Source organism: Enterobacter sp. WCHEn045836 (assembly GCF_003965585.1).
In the GTDB taxonomy this organism is placed as follows: Bacteria; Pseudomonadota; Gammaproteobacteria; order Enterobacterales; family Enterobacteriaceae; genus Enterobacter; species Enterobacter dissolvens.
Genome location: NZ_RXPT01000016.1, coordinates 1 through 19,323, shown reverse-complemented (window position 1 = coordinate 19,323; position 19,323 = coordinate 1). Strand labels below are relative to the sequence as shown.

The 19,323-nt window shown below is 51.0% G+C and carries 16 protein-coding genes and 1 pseudogene; 9 read left to right on the top strand and 8 right to left on the bottom strand.

Annotated elements, in window-relative coordinates; all coding sequences use genetic code 11:
* Positions 1 to 123: 123 nt before the first annotated feature.
* From prc to EKN38_RS19470, 3 genes are all read right to left on the bottom strand, one after another.
* Entirely contained in the window at positions 124 to 2,172 is a 2,049-nt protein-coding gene (gene prc, locus EKN38_RS19480; protein WP_014832377.1) for a carboxy terminal-processing peptidase, read from the bottom strand.
* A gap of 19 nt (positions 2,173 to 2,191) precedes the next feature.
* Positions 2,192 to 2,878: an RNA chaperone ProQ gene (gene proQ, locus EKN38_RS19475; protein ID WP_014832378.1), complete on the bottom strand. Its 687-nt coding sequence runs from the start codon at positions 2,876 to 2,878 to the stop codon at positions 2,192 to 2,194.
* A 96-nt stretch (positions 2,879 to 2,974) separates the two neighbouring features.
* A complete protein-coding gene (locus tag EKN38_RS19470; RefSeq protein ID WP_047360901.1) occupies positions 2,975 to 3,472 on the bottom strand; it encodes a GAF domain-containing protein in 498 nt (165 codons plus the stop codon).
* A 132-nt stretch (positions 3,473 to 3,604) separates the two neighbouring features.
* Here EKN38_RS19470 and yebS point away from each other — a divergent pair, with 132 nt between their 5' ends.
* The 4 genes from yebS (at position 3,605) to EKN38_RS19450 (ending at position 9,354) form a co-directional block, all read left to right on the top strand.
* Complete coding sequence (gene yebS / locus EKN38_RS19465) at positions 3,605 to 4,888, top strand: membrane integrity lipid transport subunit YebS (RefSeq protein ID WP_014832380.1); 1,284 nt, start codon at positions 3,605 to 3,607, stop codon at positions 4,886 to 4,888.
* On the top strand, positions 4,857 to 7,490 hold the full coding sequence (locus EKN38_RS19460; protein WP_014832381.1) for a PqiB family protein: 2,634 nt from the start codon (positions 4,857 to 4,859) through the stop codon (positions 7,488 to 7,490). Before yebS ends, EKN38_RS19460 begins: the two co-directional genes overlap by 32 nt.
* A gap of 76 nt (positions 7,491 to 7,566) precedes the next feature.
* Positions 7,567 to 9,009, top strand: a complete 1,443-nt coding sequence (gene rsmF, locus EKN38_RS19455) for a 16S rRNA (cytosine(1407)-C(5))-methyltransferase RsmF (RefSeq protein WP_126522546.1) — start codon at positions 7,567 to 7,569, stop codon at positions 9,007 to 9,009.
* A 105-nt stretch (positions 9,010 to 9,114) separates the two neighbouring features.
* Positions 9,115 to 9,354 (top strand): YebV family protein, encoded by a 240-nt coding sequence (locus tag EKN38_RS19450; RefSeq protein ID WP_014832383.1) that lies wholly within the window; start codon positions 9,115 to 9,117, stop codon positions 9,352 to 9,354.
* A 33-nt stretch (positions 9,355 to 9,387) separates the two neighbouring features.
* On the opposite strand, the gene pphA is transcribed toward EKN38_RS19450, so the two are convergent.
* Positions 9,388 to 10,032 (bottom strand): protein-serine/threonine phosphatase, encoded by a 645-nt coding sequence (gene pphA / locus EKN38_RS19445; protein ID WP_014832384.1) that lies wholly within the window; start codon positions 10,030 to 10,032, stop codon positions 9,388 to 9,390.
* Between the two features lie 167 nt (positions 10,033 to 10,199).
* Here pphA and EKN38_RS19440 point away from each other — a divergent pair, with 167 nt between their 5' ends.
* The 4 genes from EKN38_RS19440 to EKN38_RS19425 all read left to right on the top strand — a co-directional run bounded on the left by EKN38_RS19440 (position 10,200) and on the right by EKN38_RS19425 (position 15,220).
* Positions 10,200 to 11,141, top strand: coding sequence for a VirK/YbjX family protein (locus EKN38_RS19440; RefSeq protein ID WP_014832385.1), 942 nt, complete (start codon positions 10,200 to 10,202; stop codon positions 11,139 to 11,141).
* 491 nt (positions 11,142 to 11,632) lie between these two features.
* Positions 11,633 to 12,730 carry a glycosyltransferase family 9 protein gene (locus EKN38_RS19435; protein WP_014832386.1) on the top strand — a complete coding sequence of 366 codons (1,098 nt, stop codon included), beginning with the start codon at positions 11,633 to 11,635 and terminating at the stop codon, positions 12,728 to 12,730.
* A gap of 1,390 nt (positions 12,731 to 14,120) precedes the next feature.
* Positions 14,121 to 14,432, top strand: coding sequence for a hypothetical protein (locus EKN38_RS19430; protein WP_126522543.1), 312 nt, complete (start codon positions 14,121 to 14,123; stop codon positions 14,430 to 14,432).
* The gene (locus tag EKN38_RS19425) at positions 14,429 to 15,220 is read left to right on the top strand and encodes a hypothetical protein (protein ID WP_126522539.1); all 792 of its coding nucleotides are present in this window, start codon (positions 14,429 to 14,431) and stop codon (positions 15,218 to 15,220) included. Before EKN38_RS19430 ends, EKN38_RS19425 begins: the two co-directional genes overlap by 4 nt.
* A gap of 37 nt (positions 15,221 to 15,257) precedes the next feature.
* Here EKN38_RS19425 and EKN38_RS19420 read toward each other — a convergent pair whose 3' ends face one another.
* Together EKN38_RS19420 and EKN38_RS26070 are read right to left on the bottom strand one after the other, a co-directional pair.
* On the bottom strand, positions 15,258 to 15,635 hold the full coding sequence (locus EKN38_RS19420) for a S24 family peptidase (protein WP_126522536.1): 378 nt from the start codon (positions 15,633 to 15,635) through the stop codon (positions 15,258 to 15,260).
* Between the two features lie 8 nt (positions 15,636 to 15,643).
* Positions 15,644 to 15,877 (bottom strand): annotated as a pseudogene (locus EKN38_RS26070) (DNA polymerase V); the annotation flags it as partial.
* Positions 15,878 to 16,404: 527 nt separating this feature from the next.
* Between EKN38_RS26070 and EKN38_RS19410 the strand changes: the two are divergent.
* Positions 16,405 to 17,073 (top strand): hypothetical protein, encoded by a 669-nt coding sequence (locus tag EKN38_RS19410; protein ID WP_126522534.1) that lies wholly within the window; start codon positions 16,405 to 16,407, stop codon positions 17,071 to 17,073.
* Positions 17,074 to 17,164: 91 nt separating this feature from the next.
* Here the strand turns inward: EKN38_RS19410 and EKN38_RS19405 are convergent, their stop codons facing one another.
* Positions 17,165 to 19,093: an Ig-like domain-containing protein gene (locus EKN38_RS19405; protein WP_126522530.1), complete on the bottom strand. Its 1,929-nt coding sequence runs from the start codon at positions 19,091 to 19,093 to the stop codon at positions 17,165 to 17,167.
* 70 nt (positions 19,094 to 19,163) lie between these two features.
* Entirely contained in the window at positions 19,164 to 19,277 is a 114-nt protein-coding gene (locus EKN38_RS26255) for a hypothetical protein (protein ID WP_221760822.1), read from the bottom strand.
* Between the last annotated feature and the right edge of the window lie 46 nt (positions 19,278 to 19,323).

Sequence of the window (19,323 nt, the reverse complement as noted above, 5' to 3'; positions counted from 1 at the left end):
TTTTCAAGCATACGGCGGGCGTAAGTCACCAGAAAGACACAACTTTACACAATTGGAAATCTGCCTGACGGAAGGATGCAGAACAAAAAGAAACAGGCACAATTTCTTGTGCCTGTTGGGAGATTATTTAGCCGGAGCGGGTTGCTCGGCGGGCTTCTCTTTTTCCAGATTCGCCAGGTCAAGCGCGATATGGACCGTCTCGTCCAGGTACGGATCCGGCTCCTGGTAATCTTTAGGCAGATCGTCCAGTTTTTTGAGCAGAGGCTTGCCTTCACGTTTGAAGCGATCGTTGATACGCGCCAGACGCGTTGCGTCATCCTCATTGTTCTCTTTCTCACGCTGAGCGTAGTTCAGAGAAACAATATTCCTTTTTTCTTTCAGAGCATTGAAACGCGCAATGTCCTTCATGATGTACTGGAATTCAGGATCTTTCGCGATGCGCTCGTTATGGTCTTTCAGCAATTGCGGACCAAACTGCGTCATATCACCGGCTTTCACGTATGTCGCGGCATTGATGCTGTCCCACGGTAACGCGTTATCTTCAAACTTCTCGCCCGTTTCCGTCTCTTCCGTGCCTGTCGGCATCATGATATCTGGCGTCACGCCTTTACGCTGCGTACTGCCGCCATTCACACGGTAGAACTTCTGAATGGTGTACTGGACAGAGCCCAGCGCAGGCCATTCCGGACGCAGCATCTGATCGTAGATACGATTCAGGGAACGATACTGTTGAACGGTACCTTTACCAAAGGTCGGCTCGCCAACAATCAGCGCGCGGCCATAATCCTGCATTGCCGCGGCAAAGATTTCAGACGCTGACGCACTGAAGCGATCGACCAGCACCACCAGCGGGCCTTTGTAGTAGACCACGCCATCATTGTCGGCATCTTCACGGACTTTACCGTTGTTATCGCGTACCTGCACCACCGGACCAGACGGGATAAACAGGCCAGACAGAGAAACGGCTTCTGTCAGCGCGCCACCGCCGTTGCTGCGCAGATCGATGATCACGCTGCTGACGTTCTGCTTCTCAAGCTTCTGCAGCTGCACTTTTACGTCATCGGTCAGCCCTACGTAGAAGCCAGGGATATCAAGTACACCCACCTTCTCTTTACCGACGGTTTTCACCGACATTTTCACCGCGCGGTCTTCAAGGCGAATACGCTCACGGGTCAGGGTAACGATACGGGTTTTGGTGCCTTTCCCGGCAGGCAGAATTTCAAGACGAACTTTGCTGCCTTTCGGACCTTTGATCAGCGCAACCACATCGTCCAGACGCCAGCCGATGACATCCACCATGTTCTGCCCGATTTGGCCTACACCGACAATACGATCGCCTACGCTTATCGCTTTGCTTTTTGATGCCGGGCCACCCGCGACCATGGAGTTGATCACCGTGTAATCGTCGTCCATCTGCAGCACCGCGCCGATACCTTCCAGAGACAGGCTCATTTCGGTATTGAACTGTTCGGTGTTACGCGGGGAGAGATAGTTGGTATGCGGGTCGATTTCGTGGGCAAAGGCAGTCATTGCCAGCGAGAAAACATCTTCGCTGTTGGTTTGTGCCAGACGACGAATGGCAAACTTGTAACGGCGCGTCAGCGTGTCACGGATCTCTTTCTCATCTTTGCCAGTGAGCTTGAGACTCAGTTCGTCGTACTTCACTTTGCTGTCCCACAGCGCGTTCAGCTCGGCTTCGTCTTTCGGCCAGGGCGCTTTACTGCGATCCAGATTAAAGGTGTCGTTGCCGGTGAAGTCCATCGGACGTTCCAGCACTTTCAGCGCATACTGATAACGTTCAAAACGGCGCTTTTGTGCCAGGTTATACAGATCGTAGAACAGATCCAGCTTGCCGGAACGCAGCTCATCACCAACGTCGGATTTACGTTTTGCGAACTGCTCGACATCGCTGGCAAGCAGTACGTTATGGCTGTAATCCAGCAAGTTCAGATAGCGGTCGAAGATTTTGGCCGAAAAGGCCTGATCGAGATCGAACTGACGATAGTGCGAACGGGTGAAACGTGACGTCACACGCTCGCTCACCGTCGCGTGCTGCGTCTCTTCCTTGAGAACCGGAATTTGATCAACACGCGTAATATCGTCCACTGCGAAAGCATGACCTGTTATGGCAAACAGGCCCGCCAGCGCGGTGAGCTTAAAAAAAGTGTTCATGCCAGGCTTGGCCTCCGTTTCAGAACAACAAGTGTTCTGCGCGTACAATCATTGACATACCAGAAGTCAGCTGTACACGAACGCCATCTTTGGTGATTTCCAGTACGGTGGCGTCCATTGCATTGTTACCCGCTTTTACCTTCAGTGCCTGACCCACGCTCAGGGCGTTGATGTCTGAAACCGGAGTGTGGCGCTGCTCTTCACGAGGTGCGCGAGGGGCTTTAGCTGCTGGTTTGTCAGCACGCGGTTTGCGATCGTTATTTTCGTTGCGACGCGGTGCAGGACGCGGCTTACGTTCACGACGAGGCGCTTCTTCCTGGCCGTTTGCCGCAGCGGCTTCGCGTTTTTTCGCCTGCTGTTCTGCACGTTGTGCCTGAACGCGTGCTTTGGCTTCTTCTAGCTGCTTACGCGCGTGCTCTACGTGCTGCTCGTCAAGCTCACCACATGGGTTGCCGTCAAGATCCACACGGGTCGCGCCCGGTTTGATACCGTACAGGTAACGCCAGCTCGAAGTATAAAGACGTAAGGCGGAGCGCAGCTGAGTTTTGCTGAGGTTCATTTCCCCCTCAACGCGTGCCACCAGATCCTGAAAAATACCGACTTTCAGGGGACGAGCTTCGCCTTCAGCGCTGAAGCACTGTGGGAAACGCTCGGCCAGAAATGCGATAACTTCTTTACTGCTATTCAACTTAGGTTGATTTTCCATGAAATTTCCTGATTACAACGGACGTTGCCAACAAGCGCAGGCATGAACAGGCGTCATTATAATGACGCTATCAGTAAATGCTACGTTATCCGTTGATTATCCTGCGACGCTCGCAAAGAATTTTTGATAATCGGTTGCTGCAAGAACGTTTTCCAGATTCGCCACCAGCTCGCGCAGCCCCTGTTCGTCCTCGATTGTAAAGCGACTGAAGGCCGTACTGTCGATGTCCAGAACGCCAATAATCTGATTTTTTACCACCAGCGGCAGCACGATTTCAGAATTACTGGCGGCATCGCAGGCGATGTGACCGTCAAACGCGTGAACGTCCTCTACACGCTGCACCGCATTTTTGGCGACAGCCGTTCCGCATACGCCGCGTCCCACAGGGATACGCACGCAGGCGAGTTTCCCCTGGAAAGGCCCCAGCACCAGCGTTTCGCCTTCAAGAAGGTAAAAACCGGCCCAGTTTACCTCGGTCAGACGTTCAAAGAGTAATGCACTTGTATTTGCCAGAGTGGCTAAGAAGCTGGTCTCACCCGCCATCAATGCCTTAAAATCGCGGTTCAGATCCGCGTAGAATTCTGTTTTGTTCATTCTTCAATCACTTAGTTGTCTTACAAAATTACCGCATAGCCTATTAAAATAAGCATTAAATGCGCTCATGCTCAAGATGAATCCGTTCATGAGTTAATATAACGTTCAACAATACTTATTTGTGCGCAACCGATGGCCTTAAAAACAACCAAAATCACGCCGACAAAAAAGATAACTGTCCATACGGTAAGCGAAGCTTTGCCTCGTGCACATTATCAGCGTTGCCCCCAGTGCGATACGCTTTTTATGTTGCCGAAGATGAAATCGCATCAAAGCGCCTTTTGTCCCCGCTGCGATGCCAAAATTCGTGACGGGCGCGACTGGTCATTAACCCGCCTCGCCGCCATGGCAGTCACCATGTTGCTGTTGATGCCCTTTGCCTGGAGCGAGCCGCTATTGAAGCTCTACCTGCTCGGCGTGCGTATTGATGCCAACGTGCTGCAGGGGATCTGGCAGATGACGCGCCAGGGCGATCCGGTGACCGCAGCCATGGTGCTTTTTTGCACCGTTGGCGCGCCGCTGGTTCTGGTCGCGGCGATTGCCTATCTGTGGCTCGGCAATATTCTGGGGATGAACCTGCGACCGGTGTTGCTGATGCTGGATAAACTCAAAGAGTGGGTCATGCTGGATATCTATCTTGTGGGTGTCGGCGTGGCGTCAATCAAAGTACAGGACTACGCGTTTCTGCAGCCAGGCGTCGGACTCTTTGCGTTTATCTGTCTGGTATTGCTCAGTATCCTGACGTTAATCCATCTGAACGTTGAGCAACTCTGGGAACGTTTTTACCCTCAGCGCCCTGCCACACGCCCGGATGAAAACCTCCGGGTCTGTCTGGGTTGTCACTACACCGGGCTGCCTGACGCGCGCGGCCGCTGTCCACGTTGCCATATTCCTTTGAGGCTGCGGCGCAACAACAGCCTGCAAAAGTGCTGGGCCGCACTGATTGCCTCTTTGGTATTCCTGATCCCTGCCAATATGTTGCCGATTTCCATTATTTACGTGAATGGTGCACGCCAGGAAGATACCATCCTCTCCGGCATTATCTCTCTTGCGCACAGCAATGTAGGGGTGGCGGCAATTGTGTTTATCGCCAGTATTCTGGTGCCGTTTACCAAAGTGGTGGTGATGTTTACCCTGCTCATCAGCATCCACTTTAAATGTGAGCAAGGCTTACGTACCCGTATCCTGCTCCTGCGCTTCGTTACATGGATTGGCCGCTGGTCGATGTTGGATCTGTTCGTGATTTCGTTGATGATGTCGCTGATTAACCGCGACCAGCTACTTGCTTTTACAATGGGACCCGCAGCTTTTTATTTCGGCTCTGCGGTGATATTGACTATTCTTGCTGTGGAATGGCTGGATAGCCGCTTACTTTGGGATGCACATGAGTCAGGAAACCCCCGCTTCGCCGACTGAAGCGAGAATTAAAACAAAACGCCGCATTTCGCCATTCTGGTTGCTGCCTGTCATCGCCCTGATGATTGCAGGCTGGCTTATCTGGACGAGCTATGAAGATCGCGGAAGCACCATCACCATTGATTTCCAGTCCGCCGACGGCATTGTGGCCGGACGTACCCCGGTGCGTTTCCAGGGGGTGGAAGTGGGTACCGTGCAGGATATCTCCCTTGGAAAAGGGCTGAATAAAATTCAGGTACGGGCCAGCATCAAATCCGATATGCAGGACGCGCTGCGCAGCGAAACGCAGTTCTGGTTGGTCACGCCGAAGGCCTCTCTGGCCGGGGTGTCCGGACTGGATGCGCTGGTTGGCGGGAACTATATCGGCATGATGCCGGGTAAAGGTGAACCGCAGGATCACTTTGTTGCGCTTGATACACAGCCGAAATACCGCCTCAATAACGGGGATCTGATGATCCACCTGCAGGCACCCGATTTAGGGTCACTGAACAGCGGCTCGCTGGTGTACTTCCGTAAAATCCCGGTGGGCCGGGTTTACGATTACGCCATCAACCCCAACAAGCAGGGCGTGACCATCGATGTGTTAATCGAGCGTCGCTTTACCAATCTGGTGAAAAAAGGCAGCCGTTTCTGGAATGTGTCCGGCGTGGATGCTGACGTAAGCCTCAGCGGTGCGAAAGTGAAGCTTGAAAGCCTGGCCGCGCTGGTCAATGGCGCGATTGCCTTTGACTCCCCGGAAAATTCCAGCCCTGCCACCGCAGATGACACGTTCGGATTGTATGCCGACCTGGCACATAGCCAGCGTGGGGTGATCGTCAAACTTGCTCTGCCTGATGCCAAAGGGTTAAAAGCCGGTTCTACGCCGCTGATGTATCAGGGGCTGGAGGTCGGTCAGCTCACCAAAATGACGCTCAATCCGGGCGGTTCCGTAACCGGGGAGATGACGGTTGACCCAAGCGTAGTGGATCTCCTGCGCGAGAAAACGCGTATTGAAATGCGCAGCCCGAAACTGTCTCTGAGTGATGCCAGCATCAGCAGCCTCCTGACAGGCAGTACCTTCGAGTTGATCCCCGGCGAAGGTCAGCCCAGCAACAACTTTGTGGTTGCCCCGGCGGATAAAGCCCTGCTGCAAAAACCCGGCGTGGTGACCATTACGCTGAACGCGCCGGAAAGTTACGGTATCGAAGCCGGTCAGCCGCTGATCTTACACGGCGTGCAGGTCGGTCAGGTGCTGGAGCGTACGCTGTCGGAAAACGGGGTGAGCTTCTCCGTCGCAATTGATCCGCAATACAGCAACCTGGTGCATGGCGACAGCAAATTCGTGGTTAACAGCCGCGTTGACGTCAAGGTCGGGCTGGACGGCGTTGAATTTCTCGGCGCCAGTGCCAGCGAGTGGGTGAACGGCGGGATCCGCATCCTGCCTGGCAATAAAGGCCCTGTTCGTGACAGTTATCCGCTGTATGCCAATCTGGATAAAGCCATTGAAAACAGCCTGAGCGATCTGCCGACCACCACGCTGACGTTGAGTGCGGAGACGCTGCCGGACGTACAGGCAGGCTCGGTCGTGCTGTATCGCAAGTTTGAGGTTGGGGAAGTGATCACCGTTCGCCCACATGCAGACGCCTTTGATATCGAACTGCACATCAAGCCGGAATATCGCAAGTTGCTTACGCCAAACAGCGTCTTCTGGGCCGAAGGTGGAGCAAAGGTTCAGCTTAACGGCAGCGGGTTGACCGTGCAGGCCTCCCCGCTCTCCCGCGCGCTGCGCGGGGCGATTAGCTTTGATAATCTGCCCGGCGCAGGCGGCAATATGCGCAAGGGTGACAAGCGCATCCTCTTCCCGTCAGAAACCGCTGCACGTGCGGTTGGCGGGCAAATTACCCTGCATGCCTTCGACGCCGGGAAGCTGGCTGAAGGAATGCCCATCCGCTACCTGGGCATTGATATCGGACAGATCCAGAAGCTGACGCTGATCACCGCACGTAACGAAGTGCAGGCCACCGCGGTGCTTTATCCGGAATATGTGCAGACGTTCGCCCGTTCAGGCACGCGTTTCTCCGTGGTGACGCCGCAAATCTCGGCCGCGGGCGTTGAGCATCTCGACACCATCCTGCAGCCGTATATCAACGTCGAGCCTGGCCGTGGCAACGCGCGTCGTGATTTTGAGTTGCAGGAAGCTACCATCACCGACTCGCGCTATCTTGATGGTCTGAGCATAGTGGTGGAGGTACCGGAAGCCGGCTCGCTTAGCATCGGCACGCCAGTCCTGTTCCGCGGTATTGAAGTGGGAACGGTGACCGGCCTGACGCTCGGGACCCTCTCCGACCGCGTGATGGTGGCGTTACGCATCAGCGATCGTTACCAGCATCTGGTGCGGAATAACTCGGTGTTCTGGCTGGCCTCCGGCTATTCGCTGGACTTCGGCCTGACGGGTGGCGTGGTGAAAACCGGCACCTTCAACCAGTTTATTCGCGGTGGTATTGCTTTTGCCACGCCTCCGGGTACACCGCTGGCGCCAAAAGCACAGCCGGGTAAACACTTCCTGCTGCTCGAAAGCGAACCTAAAGAGTGGCGCGAGTGGGGAACCGCCCTGCCGCGTTAATCTCAGGGCTCCGGTGTCAACGCGCCGGAGCCTTTATGTTACACTGCGCACCTGAACATTTCCCTGTGGTGTGCCCGTGGCTCAAAACTCCGTATATCTTCCTGAACAATTCCTGGCGCAGATGCGCGAGACGCTTCCTTCTCACCTCTTGTTAGATGATTTTATCGCCGCCTGTCAGCGACCGTTACGCCGAAGTATTCGCGTCAACACGCTGAAAATCAGCGTCGCCGATTTCCTTACGCTGGTATCCCCCTACAACTGGCAGCTTATGCCGGTGCCGTGGTGTGAAGAGGGTTTCTGGATCGAACGGGAGGACGAAGCATCACTGCCGCTGGGCAGTACCGCCGAGCATTTGAGCGGCCTGTTTTATATTCAGGAAGCCAGCTCAATGCTGCCGGTTGCTGCGCTGTTTGCCGATGGCAACGCCCCTGAACGGGTCATGGATGTCGCTGCCGCCCCCGGCTCAAAAACCACGCAGATTGCCGCCCGCATGGCTAACCGCGGGGCCATTCTTGCCAATGAGTTTTCAGCCAGCCGCGTCAAGGTACTGCATGCCAACATCAGCCGCTGCGGCATTCAGAACGTCGCTCTGACACATTTCGACGGTCGCGTGTTTGGCGCCGCCTTGCCGGAAACATTTGACGCCATTCTGCTGGATGCGCCCTGCTCCGGTGAAGGTGTGGTACGCAAAGATCCCGATGCCTTAAAAAACTGGTCAGTCGAAAGCAATCTCGATATCGCCGCGACGCAGCGCGAACTGATTGACAGCGCGTTGCATGCCCTGCGTCCGGGCGGCACGCTGGTTTACTCCACCTGCACATTAAACCGTGATGAAAACGAAGACGTCTGCCTGTGGCTGCAAGCGCAATACCCCGATGCGGTTGAGTTTCTGCCACTGGATGACTTGTTTGCCTCGGCCAAAGACGCCATCACCCCGGAAGGTTTCCTCCACGTCTTCCCGCAGATTTATGACTGCGAAGGTTTTTTTGTCGCCCGTCTGCGTAAAACTGCCGCCATCACCCCGCTGCCTGCACCAAAATTTAAGGTCGGTAATTTCCCCTTCACACCGCTGAAAGGCCGTGAAACAGAGCAGGTCACCACCGCGGCCCGCAAAGCCGGACTGATCTGGAACGACGATCTCCACCTCTGGCAGCGTGATAAAGAGATTTGGCTTTTCCCGGCGAACATTGAGCCGCTTATCGGCAAAGTCCGTTTTTCCCGAATCGGGATCCTCCTGGCGGAAGTGCATAACAAGGGCTATCGCTGGCAGCACGAGGCGGTCATTGCCCTTGCCGGCACAGCTAACACCTTCGCGTTGACGCATCAGGAAGCTGAAGAGTGGTACCGGGGGCGCGATGTGTATCCGGAAACGCCCCCTTCTCAGGATGACGTCGTGGTGACGTACCAGGGATACCCGCTGGGGCTGGCAAAGAAAGTGGGTTCGCGTCTGAAAAACAGCTATCCACGCGAACTGGTGCGCGATGGTCGCCTGTTTACCGGTAACGATCGCGCCGACTAAAAAAAGCGCACTTTTTTACTGGCGATTTTGCTCTCCTTGTCTACGATCAAAAATGGATGGCTGTACTGGTCATACCAGATTTTGACAACACACCCGGAGAGCATTATGACGAAAACCAGCGTGCGAATTGGCGCTTTTGAAATCGACGACGCAGAATTGCGCGGCGAAACCCAGGGCGAACGAACGTTAAGTATTCCCTGCAAATCCGACCCGGATTTGTGTATGCAACTGGATGCCTGGGATGCCGACACCAGCGTTCCGGCACTCCTTGATGGCGAACATTCCGTCCTTTACCGCGAGCATTACGATAGTAAAACCGATGCCTGGGTCATGCGTCTTGCCTGACCAGAGAGAACCCGCCCGAAGGCGGGTTATTTATTACTGCAACTGCGCCAGCGTGAAATAGCCGTCAAACACCGCGCCGGTATCAATGTAGTGCAGGTTGTGAAAATCATATCGCTTATCCACGGGCGTATGACCGAACCAGAAATGATCCGCACCGCAAATCCCCAGCCCTCTGCCTGCCATAAATCCCATTAACCGATCCCGATCCCATAGCACCCGCCGGGCATCGACCGGTTTTTGCCAGACATATTCCGCTGCCGGATAATCGGCATGGGCGATCACATTCAGACCGTTTGCGCAGGTGATCTCAATGATATGCGGCAACTGTCGGCATGCTTCGAATAATGTCATTGCCTGCTGTTGCTGGAGGTCATCAAGACGCGTAAACCAGATCCCCCCATTGAGCGTCCAGAGGGCGAAATCATTATTATCCAGGCTGTCGATTGCCATTTGTTCATGATTACCCCGTACTGCACGAAACCATTTTTCATTGATGAGCTGTAAGCACTTAACGCTATCCGGGCCACGATCAATCAAATCCCCCACGGAGATAAGCAAATCCTCATAAGGATTAAAGTGACGGCGTTTCAGTTCGTCCAACAGCCACTGATAGCAACCGTGTATATCGCTTACAACCCAGACGTGACGCCACTTACTACCATCGATTCGCTGATACATAAGGCCTCCCTGAATAAGTATAGCTGCATCAGAAATTGCCAATGTCAGCGCCGGATATCACAAAGCCAAACAAACAGTAAACCAAACGGAAATAAAGATCCTCGCACTATTAATCCTTTTTTATTGGCCCTTTAGAATAAGCACTAAATAAAAAGAGAGGTTTCAACGTGTCCAATACTCACCTGCATAACGATGTGCTTTTTCCACATCGCACACATATTATTTCCGACCTGGTCAACGGAAAATGCGTTCCGGGCCCTATCTGGAAAAAGCGTGAGTATCGACTGAAGTTCCTGTTACGCTCGCTTTTGTTCTGGTCTTCTACCCGACGCATGCTGGAGGCACTCTCTGGCCGGGATGATTTCGACCGACTGTTGGCCTCGCAAATTACGTTACCCAGTAAAACTCACCGCCAGTATTTAATGCGCGGTCTGAATGCCGGCGACCGTGCTGACGCGATCGTCAGCCACTATCACTGGATCGATGGTCTGAAAGACCCTTCCCTCGCCCATGCGCTGACCAGCCCTCAGGAGCAGCCTGTGGTGCAGTTCAGGGCTAAAAATGAGGTGCTCTATACTGTCAATGCCTCCTCTGCCCATAAAGCCGAGCGCGAAGGTGAAAGCACGTTGTGGCTGCGCGATGACGAAAATAGCTTGCTCGCAAGCCTGACTTTTAGCGTTGCACGCAGCGCGGGGCAACGGGTACTGGTGATCGGTGGGCTTCAGGGGCCACGCCGCGGCGTCAGTCACGATGTGATAAAACAGGCCACCCGCGCCTGCCACGGCCTGTTCCCAAAACGCGTTCTGATGGAAGTCATTTTCCAGCTGGTCGCGCAGTCCGATATCCGCGCTATTTATGCCGTCAGTGATGAAGGGCATGTTTTCCGCGCGTTGCGTTATCGCCTGAGCAAAGGTCGCCATTTCCACGCCAGCTACGATGAGTTTTGGGAAACGCTGGACGGCAAAAAACGCTCAACTTTCTGCTGGCAGCTGCCGCCAGAGATGGCGCGTAAATCCCTGGACGAGATTGCCAGTAAGAAACGGGCCGAATACCGCCGCCGCTTTGAGCTGCTTGATGAAATCAAAACGGCCATCAACGCCCGCTTTTAGCCCTGAACCTTGCTTTCGCGAACCACATGTAAGAATTGAACAAAACCGTCTAGAATGGCTGAATGTCTGCCTGCCTGAGAGTGGTATGTTGAAAGGAGGCTCACCGGGAGTATCCCATCTGAGAAAGTGGATGACTGGATTTTATCTTTATTTCACTCAGATTAAAAAACACACATCTGCTGTGTGTTTTTTCCGAAACACTATGCGTACCGAAACACCGCAGCAGGGTGCCAGCCTCTTACACCTGGTTAAGTGGTTATTTATCCCGATTAATGCCTGCAACATGTGCTTATTCTGGCTATGTGGTAATGCCATGTGCTGAAGCAGACAAATTCACACTCGATGAGAATCAGTAAATGATTGCCATAGCACGGCAAGCTCGTGATCCCTGACTGCAACCTTAACCATACAGTGCAGCCAGCTATTGCATATAGTGAGGCTGCTCAGTTAGCATTAAGATAAATTATTATATCAAGAATAAGGAGAAGACAGTGATCAAATGGCTCAGGAAAGCAAACAGATCGAAAAATTATTATCTAAAAAGAGCCAAATTAAAGCTCAAATTGAACTTATTAAGTGAAATTACTGCTCGTTCTCGAGCCAATAAGACTGGGAGTGATTTAGGCACAAATCATTTAGTAATACCTTTCATCGCTAAAGGTATTGGTGATGCTGTTGTTATTGGTGGGGTGATTAATACTCTGGTGAAACATAATTACCGAGTTTCTGTAATAGCAGACAAGAGAACTTATTTTCTATTTAAAGAATGGGATAATTTAGATGGACTATATTTATATGAAGCCAATAATAAAGCCCCCCTACTTAGTGCGCTGAATGAAATCAGCCCATTTATTTTCATTGATTCGCATGAGGTAACACACTCTAATATTGATACATTTAATTTGATTAGACTATCAAAGCCTTATAAGACCATTGGATTCACAAGCAAATATCGAATATATGATGAAGTCATTAAAATAAAAAAACCTCTGGCGCATATTAGCACCCGGTACATTGACTTACTTGAAAGGTTAGGGATCAGTGTAACAGATTATGATTACTCAGTTATTATACCTGACGAAGATGCTAATGCGGCACGGGAGTTTATTAAAAAAACCACCAATAAAAAAATAGTCTCATTTATCCCTTACGGTAGCGTCAGTGAGCGTTTTTTCTCAGCATCGCAAATTGAAGCCATAACAAATCATATGGCTAAATACGCCAATTCTTATCACATGATCATCCTCGGTGAACAACACAAGATTGCCACTATCCCAGATTCAGAAAATGTCACTAAAAATACAACGCCGTCATTCTTTTCTGCCGCACAAATAATCAAAGATAGCGCTCTGGTTATTTCCCCCGACACATCATTTGTACATGTGTCAAGAGCATTCCAGAACAAACTGATCTGTGTTTACCCTTTAAAAATACTCGTCGCACCAGCAGATAACGCAGATGTGTGGGGGCCAAACTACAAATTAGCTATACAGGTGAGACTGAAAGAACGTCGGGTTATGGATGCCGATATTAGGCCTATACTTTCTTTAATTGACGAGCAATTGAATGACGCTGCTGTAAAAGAATAAGCAAACGTGTCCAGATGTAGTTCTTGTATTGTCACCAGCTATCTCAGGCCACTGTAAATCAGGAGCCTGAGTACAATCTCCCCTACTTTAGGGCGCGTTAAAGCGGCGCAACGACCTCTTCGGCTTCACTCAATATTTTTTCTTTCTCTCCTTTGCTTCCGCGACAATATCAAAAGGCAGTGGCAACACAACCTGCTGATAAATATTAACGCCCCCCTCACTTTCAGCAGAACAACTTGCTGACCGCGCATCTAACTGAATTCCCTGTCAATATCGTACATCACATTTACTCCTACTATAGAAGTTACCGGACACCCCGAGATGATTCCTTTCACATATGTGGAGATAAGGGATTGCTGGCCTCAAGCCCGATAATATAATTGAGTCTCTTTTTGCGCAGAGGGTAGATACACTGTGGCGGTGGAATATTAATATAAAGCGTGCACTGTGCCAGGTCACCATTCGTTCACCAGGACCAAACTTATCGGCCTGAGCTGTAGGTGTATCAATTCGAGGCATTGTCTGTTCCTTCCGGGTATGCAAAAAAGAAGACGATATGCGATGGCGCCAGTTTTTCCAGGACGCACTCTGCGACCATGTCGAGGTTCTGAAAGTGTTCGATTGTTGCGGTGGCATAACCCAGTGCGTCCAGCTGATTGCGGTTAACGCCCCTGCCACGTTCGCTTTAGCGTCAAGACGCGGCTTTCGCCTGACAAGCGACTGCACGCCATCTGGTGTACCGGGGTCCGGCAGGCCCTAAACGGTTTCATAGCGATCAGTTTACGTGTAAATGAATTGTGAATGTTAAAAACGGTGTGGTATAACAGGAATTACCGAATATTGAAGTTCGGACAACTTTCGGACAGTGAGCCGTAAGTAACTGAAACAAAAAGCAGATAAAAAGAGACCGAATACGATTCCTGTTTCTGCTAGCCACTATCTGTTTTTGTTAAATATCAAGTAGTTAAGAACGAAAACGAGCAAAAACCGACCTAAAATAGCTGCAAATACGTGCACTAAATTTCAAATACTTATCACTTTTTTCGTGCGCATTCGTGGTTTTATCGTGGATGCGCACGCAAAATCATTGTGTTATCAGTTCATTAAATTAGCACTTAGCCGCCTGCATGGCATGCGTACAACCGATCTCGCATCATGAATTCCTATGCCCAAAATTTACTGAATTATGCGCAACATCAACCTTTTGTTGGATGAGTAATCAGCAAAGCATGTTAGATTTGTCTACACAATGTTGCATGTTTATAATTACTAAAAATTTGACAGCTAACGCGAAACGCTTTAGCTCAACAATTGTCTATGATAGTAAGCAGGAAAGACGAGGATTGTTGCACCTGCCCTGGAAAGCATCATAGAGGATACAGGAGGTTTTATGTTGACTGACACTATCGGTGCGCTCGGCGTGATCAAGTTGTTCTTTCAGTTGGTTAAGGACAACGATAAAAAATACGACCCCGCAGCCTTCATCGAGTCATTACCGGAAACAGGAATTGGCGCTATAACCATTCATGGACGCGGTGGGCTTGAGGTTTCCTCTCAGGAGATCAAACAATCTCCAGAATTTGCCGCGATGCAAAATTATGCCGTTGAACGCATCAGACACGATTCTGCTGAAGAGGTTTTTGTCTCAGGGGAACAGCCTGTTGAGGTCCAGAAAATGGCTGAGGGTGATGTCGCTAGATGATTGCCCTCTTAATCGTTCCGTTACTTATTAGTGGTTTTATACTTTTAACAAAACACCCATTTCACTTTTACCGTTTACACCGTTATACAGGCCAGCTGCTTTACATGAAAGCAGCTGGTTACGGCTTCTTTTGTGTAATGTGTGCGGCATTCCTTGCTGTCATTTTGAAAGCTCTTTTTACGGACTTTCACCCAGTAATGGCTCTTGCAAAATGGACCTCTTTCACAAAAGAGGATCATCTAAACCGAATGTGGTCTTGGTTTATCTGCATATCTGTTACATCAATAGCAATCGGCTACCTGTGGGCCTATACGGCAAAAGTTATTTACGTCGTTAAGTTCATCAAAGCATTAGTATCAGATCTCAATCGGAAGCAAGCAATCGTACCTAAGGACATACCTAAGCAACTTAAGCTTTCAGTTCTGGCTCCACTGATGCTTGAATCACCGATGAATGCATTGTTCTTTCATTCAATGCTTTATAAGAAAAGTATTTTAGTCACATTGGACTGCGGGAAAGTTTATGTTGGCGTGGTTTCCCGCATTGCTGAACCAAACGAAACTGATGCGCCGACACAGGAAATTTCATTAACTCCTGTGATGTCAGGATACAGACACAAAGATACTAAGCGTATTTATTTCATCAACGATTACGCTAACTTGGCGCATGTCGATACCAATATCAATATCCCCAGAAGCAACATCACGCATTCATCCTGGTTTAATGAGGATGTTCATAAGCAAGTTGATGATTCCTTTGTGGGGCCACGCCAGCCTTCAGATTCTTAATGGTTGGGCACTGCCGCTCTAACAAAGGGCGGCAGTGTTACATCACCGGATTATCGTCAAATTCCATTGTTCGCATGTCATTCACCGCGTGCAAAATCACGCCGAAAATCCCGTCATCATCATCTGTGTTTATCCTGTCCTTACGACCGTCACCGCCTAGGCTTTCCAGATGCTTATATGGATGAGTCCTGAATCGCCGTATATGAAACTCCCCCGCCAGCTTGCAAACGACTACCGAACCGTCGCAAGGTGTAGCCGAGCAATCCACGATAAGAAGCGCCCCCTGAGTCATACCTGCACGCCAGTACGTGTTTGCCGCCTTCATGAAATATGTGGCGCTCGGGTGAGAAATAAATAACTTATCCAGCGAAATCCGTTCTTCGATGTAGTCAGTAGCTGGCGAGGGAAAACCCATCTCAAAGCCCCCCCGTTAGGATTGAACAGCATAAAGGTGCGCGCTTCCCCTTCTCCAGAAGAGATATCTTTGAAGGTTGTTACGTAGCACTCGATCCAGGTGTTAGCCTGCTTCAGTGACCAGTTCCAGTTGACCGCCTCCAGCTGTTTAACATAATCTTCCGTGGTGACGGTGCGCCGTCCCGTTTGCTCAATTTTTACAGCGGCGCGGAAAGCGCCCTCTATTTCGTACAACCTCGGCATGATCTACCCTCCCGAAACACTGTTTATACATACAGTGTATTTTGCCGTTAGGGCAGATCAATTGAGATTTTTTAAGGGTGAGTTACATTGCTGAATTCTGGCTGAAATTAATATTCATCCCACTCACTAAACACTAATGGCTCGCCGTAGCCACATACGCTCTATCCACGGTTTTACATTAGATGACTTATCTTAAAATCATCAATTTTTAATTGACTTACCTGCTTTCAGTACCCCACCCTATCGAGATAGAATAAAACGATCGATTAACAGCAATTGATCGCTTAACCCAATCGATCAGTAATGCAATAAATTATTAATACCAGAGGTAACAGTCGGGAATGGGAATAAATGTTTCTTGCACGATGGATACAACATGTAATCCGCACCGCAATGCAACTGGTGCCCTATGGGCAGGGGTAATTATACTATTTGTCTCTCTGTTACCCCAGTTTGCACTAGCTGATGCGTGGGAAGTACAAGCGACCCGGGAGCCAACAGGGAGCCAAAACTTTACGAATTACACGATGCGAATTACTAAATGGGATTTCTCATCCACCCTGCCTAATCCATTGTATGGGTGCACAGTGGGGCAATGCAGTGTAGCTCTTTCACTGAGTAACGGTTCAACCTTTTGGGGAACCGAGCTGGAGAACTCAAAAGAGGTGACATCGGCGAAGACAATCGGTGAACTCGGACTGGTAATGCAAAGAAAAGGAATTTGGTTTGGAAAAACACATGTTAAAGATCACGTTCAGGGTTCAGATTTATGTGCCCTTGCTGGATACATGATAAATGGAGGAAATCACAGCAGCCGCTTACCTGGTGGACGGTGCACCTTAGGAGAGCTTCCTCCAACAGTCTGCTCTTTTGATATGCCGTCCATTGAACTCAGGCATACAGAGTACGATACCACTGTTAATGGTTCCCGGGCGTCAGGGAGAATTAATGTTACATGTACTCAACCTATGAAAGTCACCATTAAAGGTCAATACTCAGGCGTTGATTCAATCGTTCTTGATAGTAAAAGTAAATTTGAAAGTGTCCTCACCCTGAACGATCAGCCTCTTTCACGCGGAGTGAAACTCAATGCTTCATCTTCCCCTACTACCGTGACCATTACATCGACACTAAAGGGTACCCCACCTCCGGGGGAATATCAGGGAAGCACTGTGATAATTATCACAGTGCAATAAAGAGCGGTAACGGGGGACGCTGTAATATGAAATGTGTCAGACATTCATTTCAGTATCACAGACCCATATGATAAATCAGTGATACCGCGCTCTAGTATTCCGTCCACTCACTGAACACCAGCGGCTCCCCATAACCACAACGGCGATATTCTTTTGTTGAATTATACGGCCAGTAGAATTGTCTGCAGGCCCCTTCACTCACGCCTGTAGCAACCACACGCACAGCCCCTGCGGTTTCCTCCGGGTAGTGGTTTTCAGCGGTGGCGTAGCTGCTGACGCTCTGGAAGTAATCACCTGGCGTGGTCAGATCATCCAGGTCCTGCTCCTGCGGTAATGAATCAGTGGCCATAGGCGCGGCACCGACATCCTCCGCGCTCAGGCTGTCTCTGGTTGCCAGCTCACCCAGCCCGATGTGATCCCTGGCTTCGGCCTGCGCCGCTTCTCCGGCTTCTTCAATTTCAGCCAGATTTTTCTCTATCTCCAGATAGACCGGAGGCAACTCAGCGGCTCGGGTTGTCACGGTAACCGATGCCGTCACGCCTGAGCCTGCCCCTGTCAGTGCAAGTGTCGCCGTCCCTTCTCCCGTAACGGTCAACATCCCGGAGGCGGTCAGCGTGGCAACTGACGGGTCAGAAGACGTGGATAGAATATTCTCCGTATGGTTATTCGGAGAATAGAGAACAGCAATTTCGTAGGTTTCATCAACCAGCAGTTCCTCAGGGATTGCCCCGATGTCGATCGATGTCAGATAGATTTCCTGACTGACCGACGCTGTTGCGGTTAATCCGGTGGAAATGGAGGCGATAACCGTCTGTCTGCCGCTTTTTCCGGCAACGGAACTATACAGGCCATCCTCGTCGATCATCCCCAGCGAAGGGTCAGATACTGCCCACGAAACGGGATAATTTCCGCCCACTGACGCAGGCAGGACCGTAGCGCTGAATTTAATACTGTCCCCGGCATTAACCGTTGCAGTGGAAGGCGTGATGACAATCGCGGTCGGTGCCGGCTCTCCCGTTTCTGCCTCCGCCTGGTCTGTTTTAATTATCACCATGCAGGCAATATTTTTGCCGCGTGTTTCACTTGAGGTGCGCACCACGCGTGAGGCATCAAAGGTATAGAGACGCCCCCTGCTTGAACCATCCGAACCGGATCCCTTTGTGATCCGCCTTTCAGTAAACGCCCCCGTGGTCGAGGCTCCCGCCCCATTTGCCTCACGCGTATCTGCCGGGAAAGTCCCCGTAATGTTCTGCAGGGCATCGTCCTGATAACTGCCTACCTCCCTGCTACCATCCGGGTCAACACCCGCACCATGATCCCATCCGCGCAGGGCGTATCCGCGACAGTCCGGGACATGGCCTGACGGATAAACTGCGAGCAATTTGGGGTTTGCCACCGGATCAAAAGCCTGACCGTTCCCCTCCAGCCAGCCATCAGGGGCAACGGGATGAAACCAGAGCATGCCCCCGCCAACGGGAACAGTAAACGGGTCGACGTTATCCTTGATGGATTCCTCAATCTTCTCTTCAAGGTCATCGGCAAATTTTTTCAGCCGACGCGGGGAGATGATCAGCGTGCCACTTTCCCCGGCTTTTGTTTCCTCTTCGCTGGCCTCAGCAAAAATGAATTCCTGCCATTTCCTTTCATCCTGACCCGGTGTGGCCGTGTTGTTATCCACCAGAGACACGTAGTTTTTAAACGGCTCGTCGGTACCTGCACGATAGCGAACCACGGTACCCGCCGCATACGGGAAAGAAACACCGTTGTTATCAGCTGCCGTGATAAATTCAGGGAATGCGGCCGTCTGATACTGACGCAGCGCGACCGTTACGGCATTGAACATGAAGTTCATCGCCTCACGCTCGACGGGTTTTGCATGTGCATCCGTATCCATGTCTTTGGCGTAATCCTCCGGCCACCCTTCAGTCCAGCTCACGCTGCCATCGGGTGCCGGTGCCTGAGGAATACTTAAAACATCACCGGCAGAGGCGAACGGCACACGAAAGAAATTCTGATCCATATTTTTTCATCCTGAATTACATAATGAGTTTCCCGGTCCCTGGTGACACAGGGGACCGGACGACAGGGCATCAGCCCCCGTTTTTAAGCAGCTGCTCCAGCTGCGCGATACGCTCAAGAGCGGCATTGAGCTGTTTCACCGTCACCGCATCCGTATCCTTGACGCCATCGCTGACGCCAGCCAGCCGGCGTGTTGCCGGATAAGACGAACTCGGGCTCTGGTATCCAAAG

Excerpts from the sequence above, each read along its gene's own strand:
- EKN38_RS19460 (WP_014832381.1), top strand. The coding sequence starts at position 4,857 with ATGAGTCAGGAAACCCCCGCTTCGCCGACTGAAGCGAGAATTAAAACA.
- EKN38_RS19470 (WP_047360901.1), bottom strand. The coding sequence starts at position 3,472 with ATGAACAAAACAGAATTCTACGCGGATCTGAACCGCGATTTTAAGGCA.
- EKN38_RS19430 (WP_126522543.1), top strand. The coding sequence starts at position 14,121 with ATGTTGACTGACACTATCGGTGCGCTCGGCGTGATCAAGTTGTTCTTT.
- EKN38_RS19425 (WP_126522539.1), top strand. The coding sequence starts at position 14,429 with ATGATTGCCCTCTTAATCGTTCCGTTACTTATTAGTGGTTTTATACTT.
- EKN38_RS19450 (WP_014832383.1), top strand. The coding sequence starts at position 9,115 with ATGACGAAAACCAGCGTGCGAATTGGCGCTTTTGAAATCGACGACGCA.
- yebS (WP_014832380.1), top strand. The coding sequence starts at position 3,605 with ATGGCCTTAAAAACAACCAAAATCACGCCGACAAAAAAGATAACTGTC.
- EKN38_RS19420 (WP_126522536.1), bottom strand. The coding sequence starts at position 15,635 with ATGGGTTTTCCCTCGCCAGCTACTGACTACATCGAAGAACGGATTTCG.
- proQ (WP_014832378.1), bottom strand. The coding sequence starts at position 2,878 with ATGGAAAATCAACCTAAGTTGAATAGCAGTAAAGAAGTTATCGCATTT.
- EKN38_RS19405 (WP_126522530.1), bottom strand. The coding sequence starts at position 19,093 with ATGGATCAGAATTTCTTTCGTGTGCCGTTCGCCTCTGCCGGTGATGTT.
- prc (WP_014832377.1), bottom strand. The coding sequence starts at position 2,172 with ATGAACACTTTTTTTAAGCTCACCGCGCTGGCGGGCCTGTTTGCCATA.
- pphA (WP_014832384.1), bottom strand. The coding sequence starts at position 10,032 with ATGTATCAGCGAATCGATGGTAGTAAGTGGCGTCACGTCTGGGTTGTA.
- EKN38_RS19410 (WP_126522534.1), top strand. The coding sequence starts at position 16,405 with ATGCGAATTACTAAATGGGATTTCTCATCCACCCTGCCTAATCCATTG.